Below are 1,242 nucleotides of genomic sequence, written 5' to 3' on the forward strand. Positions count from 1 at the left end.
TGAACTGGTCAAGCAATCCCGGACACCGTTTACGGTGCTTATGCCGCTTTTTGCTCCATAGCTATTGGCGACAGGTAGTTGTTGTAGCTGTGGAGCCTGGTGCGGTTGTAGTACATGAAGAAACGCACCATGTCCGTTTTTGCCTCCTCGATCAGGCTGTAGCCGTTGCGAGGTACCCACTCTGATTTCAATGTGCCGAAAAAACGCTCTGTTGGAGCATTGTCCCAGCACTGTCCACGATGACTCATGCTTTGCAAAATGCCGTGGCGCACCAGTTCCTCTTGAAACTTGCGGCTGGTGTACTGACATCCCTGGTCTGAGTGAAACATCAGCCCAGGAAGACACGTTCGTACCGCTGTCGCCATGCGTAGCGCTTTGCTGACCAGGTTGGCGTCATTGACCAGAGAAAAAGCCCAACCAACGACCCTGCGAGCATACAAATCGATCACGATGGCCATATGAATCCAGCGTTTGCCTACCATCAGACTGGTCACGTCGCCACACCAAACCTGATCGATTGCAGTCGGTTTGAAATTGCGTTTTAGCCGATTGGGCGCGACAAATGCTTCCACCCCTTTGGATCTGAAAGGGTGAGGCTGACGCTGTTTGCTGACAATATTGGCCTCCCTCATCAGCGCTCGGACAAGGCTTCTTCCAGCAGTTATTTTCTGAGACTTCAGGCCCTTGCTGATCATTCTGGAGCCCATGGCTTCGCGGCTTTGGCTGTGCAACTCAACCACTTTCGATTTGAGTTCTTCACGCCTGATCCGCGGCTTGGCTCGCCGTTGAATCCACTCATAAAAGCTGCTGCGCTTCACACCAAAAACACGACATACCACAGCCGTCGGAAATGACTCTCTTAGCTCTGCGATCATCGAAAACGATCGGGATCCGACATCAAGAGAGCGGTAGCCTTTTTTAGGATCTCGGCCTCCATCTCCATGCGCTTGATCTTGGCTTTCAGTTCCTGGATCTGGCGCTGATCATCGGTGATGGCCTTGGTGCCTTTAACCGGTTGACCCTCGCGCTCCTTGCGAACCTGATCGACCCAGCGCCGTAAAGCGGTGGGACCAATATCCAGTGATGCACAAACGTCCGGCACCGGACAGTTATCGTCGAGCACCATGCTGGCAGCATGCAGCTTGAACTCGCGGGTATAGACCTTTCTATCGTTCATGGAACCTCCAAGTTGGCGAAATCATATCGCCCTTAAGAGGTGTCCGGAATTATTAGACCAGTTCA

At 52.6% G+C, this 1,242-nt stretch carries 2 protein-coding genes; both read right to left on the minus strand.

All coding sequences use genetic code 11. The features are described from left to right. Positions 1–38 precede the first annotated feature (38 nt). Positions 39–875, minus strand: coding sequence for an IS3 family transposase (locus AAEZ05_RS27680; protein ID WP_350649724.1), 837 nt, complete (start codon positions 873–875; stop codon positions 39–41). Next, positions 872–1,177: a transposase gene (locus tag AAEZ05_RS27685; protein WP_350649726.1), complete on the minus strand. Its 306-nt coding sequence runs from the start codon at positions 1,175–1,177 to the stop codon at positions 872–874. The genes AAEZ05_RS27680 and AAEZ05_RS27685 overlap by 4 nt, the downstream gene beginning before the upstream one ends. Between the last annotated feature and the right edge of the window lie 65 nt (positions 1,178–1,242).

The sequence above is a fragment of the Pseudomonas sp. HY13-MNA-CIBAN-0226 genome (assembly GCF_040310305.1).
GTDB lineage: Bacteria > Pseudomonadota > Gammaproteobacteria > Pseudomonadales > Pseudomonadaceae > Aquipseudomonas > Aquipseudomonas gregormendelii.

Bases quoted from the DNA above. Each gene is read 5' to 3' on its own strand.
- AAEZ05_RS27680 (WP_350649724.1), bottom strand. From the start codon at position 875: ATGATCGCAGAGCTAAGAGAGTCATTTCCGACGGCTGTGGTATGTCGT.
- AAEZ05_RS27685 (WP_350649726.1), bottom strand. From the start codon at position 1,177: ATGAACGATAGAAAGGTCTATACCCGCGAGTTCAAGCTGCATGCTGCC.